Raw genomic sequence first — 2402 nt, forward strand, 5'->3', positions numbered from 1 at the left:
CCCTACACGATAATCATTATTGGCAAAAAAACTCAAATATCAAAAATGAAGGATAAACTGGATCTTGGCAGAATTTGGTGATCTTGGCTGGGGTAAGGCAGAGGGCAGAGGGCAGAGGGCAGAAGGAGGAAAAAGGAAGAAGGAGGAAGAAATAAAATTTTAACCTTTTAGTTTGTTTATGGTAGCAACTAGTATACTTTGCATTTCCTCAACTTCATTCATAATGGGAGTGAAAAGGTCAATTTCTGCTAAATCTACTTCTTTGGCAATGATTAATTGCGTGTCAAGCTCTCTTAAAGAGCCTAATGCAATATGTAAAAACTGTATGTATTCTTGTTTTGAACGTCTACCATAACCTTCAGCTATGTTGGATGCTACAGATACGGATGAACGTCGTATTTGACTTGTTAAACCATACAATTCAGATTTAGGGAATAGACGCGTAAATTTGTAGCAATTAATAGCAAGTTGAACTGCTCTTTGCCATATAAATTGATTTCTATAACTCATAAGTTAAGTTTGAAGGTAGAAGAAAAGAAGATGTTTGAAGTATTAAGAATTATACCTCTCAGGTCGCCAACAAAAATCGTCGCTCAAGTAAGTCTATCTTGGCGCGACCATACATCTGCCGCTTTAACATTTTCAGTCGATTAATATGCCCTTCAACAGGGCCATTGCTGACTGGCATAGTTACACCTGCTTTTACAGCATCGTAGTCAGACTTCTTACCAACAGCAAAGGAGTGCAGCAAAGAAACCGAGCTGTTTTTAGCTTTGTTTAACCAAGCATCGAACTCTGACGGCAGGCGTTGACGCACAAGAGATGCAAACTGTTGAGCTAGTTCAATGGCTGACTCCAAATCAGAATGGGCTGTTTGTAGTCGAGCGATCGCTTCACGCTCCGACCGGCTCTGTTAATTCCGGTCGTCGCAGGACTAAAGCTGTGACGCGACTGGGGGTGAGAGGACGATGGGAACAAGAGCTTACCCTGGGGGAAGCGTTTTTTCTTGAACCTTGTCGCGGTTCAAATCCGGGCAAGCTCCTAGTTGCCGAGTGAAGCGAATGACCGTGGCATAACTACCGATATAGCCCGCCTGTCGAATTTCTTCAAACAGTTCTTGGGTGTTGTAGTTCCCGCTATTCCAGCGGCTGAGGAGGTAATCATGATAAGGGTTGAGAAGACTGAGACCTTGGTCGCTACGTTGGCGACGTTCGGTAAAAGTTGAGCTACGCAAGTAATTATATACGGTATTTTTAGAAACTCCCAGCTCTTGAGCGATTGCTTGTACTGATAAGCCAATAGACCGTAAGCTCCAAACTTGCTCATGGATGTCCCTCCGTCTGGCCCGTGCCTTGGCCGATTGAACTTTTCGCATTTAAGATGTGTTTTGGGGAAACCTTGGCACAACTGGGCAGGGATTAGCCTCAGCAATTAGGGAAACGTTGTGTGCTGTTTCCACCTGTTTTAGCACTTTAGTATCAGTACTAAAGACTTGTTTTTCCACTTCTTTAAGTGCCGAAGCGTGAGTACTAAAGACTTGCTCAAGCGTTTGAGATAAGTTCTGCAATAAGTGAAAACGGTCTGCAACTTGAATGGCTTCTGGCGCGCCTTGACGAATACCACTTTCATAAGTTTTTGACCGGTCTCGTGAGACGACTTTGACACCAGGGTGAGCTTTTAACCATTCTGCCAAGGTTTCAGCCTTGGCATCTTTTAGTAGAGCAATTGGTCGGCTGCGTTCCAGATCAATTAGTGCTGTGCCGTAAGTTTTACATTTACGAAAGCAGAAATCGTCTACCCCAAGAGTATGTGGCGTTACGATTGGTGGTAGTGGGATTGAGCGGACTAAATTTAATAGTGTATTGCGAGAAACTTTTATCCCCAATTGCTCCGAGAGTCTTACCCCTGCTGCACCACCATTAGAAGAGCGCAATCGCACTTAGTCGTTGAGCTAAACGTAGAGTTCTTCTCGCCCAAGGTGCGGTTACATTGGTCAACCTTTCTGTAAAAATGCGCCGTTTACACAAACTATTGATGCAAAAAAACTTCCGCACCCGTAACTGTAAGGTAATGCTGTAATCAGCCCAGGGTAAGTCTGCTAAGAAGCGTTCATAGCGACTATGAATTTTATGAGTTGGTTGGTTACAAACTGGACAATTAACTACTCTACTGATGGCGGAAACAATCAACCAAATCTTCGTCTTTATCTCGTCAAGTTGGCAATTCTCAAGTTTCAGATTGGTTGAATCTGGTAATAGGTGAGTTAGCACCGACATAGGGCAAGCTTCGGCTTATTCCTCAAATGTTTGATGGAGTGAAGTTTGAAGTATCTCAATTATATCTTTCTTCCTTCTGCCTTCTGCCCTCTGCCCTCTGCCTTCCCCCAAGCGAGATCACCAAAA

3 protein-coding genes and 1 pseudogene are annotated in these 2402 nt (G+C 43.5%); all 4 read right to left on the reverse strand.

Annotated features, from left to right (window positions below):
* Positions 1-159: 159 nt before the first annotated feature.
* Positions 160-510, reverse strand: coding sequence for a four helix bundle protein (locus tag DP116_RS27840; protein ID WP_169158200.1), 351 nt, complete (start codon positions 508-510; stop codon positions 160-162).
* Positions 511-568: 58 nt separating this feature from the next.
* Complete coding sequence (locus DP116_RS29855) at positions 569-859, reverse strand: transposase (protein WP_246275833.1); 291 nt, start codon at positions 857-859, stop codon at positions 569-571.
* 123 nt (positions 860-982) lie between these two features.
* Entirely contained in the window at positions 983-1375 is a 393-nt protein-coding gene (locus DP116_RS29860) for a helix-turn-helix domain-containing protein (protein ID WP_246275834.1), read from the reverse strand.
* Between the two features lie 125 nt (positions 1376-1500).
* Positions 1501-2276: pseudogene (locus tag DP116_RS30850) on the reverse strand (ISL3 family transposase); the annotation flags it as partial.
* Between the last annotated feature and the right edge of the window lie 126 nt (positions 2277-2402).

It is taken from the genome of Brasilonema bromeliae SPC951 (assembly GCF_012912135.1).
In the GTDB taxonomy this organism is placed as follows: Bacteria; Cyanobacteriota; Cyanobacteriia; order Cyanobacteriales; family Nostocaceae; genus Brasilonema; species Brasilonema bromeliae.

Excerpts from the sequence above, each read along its gene's own strand:
- DP116_RS27840 (WP_169158200.1), bottom strand. The coding sequence starts at position 510 with ATGAGTTATAGAAATCAATTTATATGGCAAAGAGCAGTTCAACTTGCT.
- DP116_RS29860 (WP_246275834.1), bottom strand. The coding sequence starts at position 1,375 with ATGCGAAAAGTTCAATCGGCCAAGGCACGGGCCAGACGGAGGGACATC.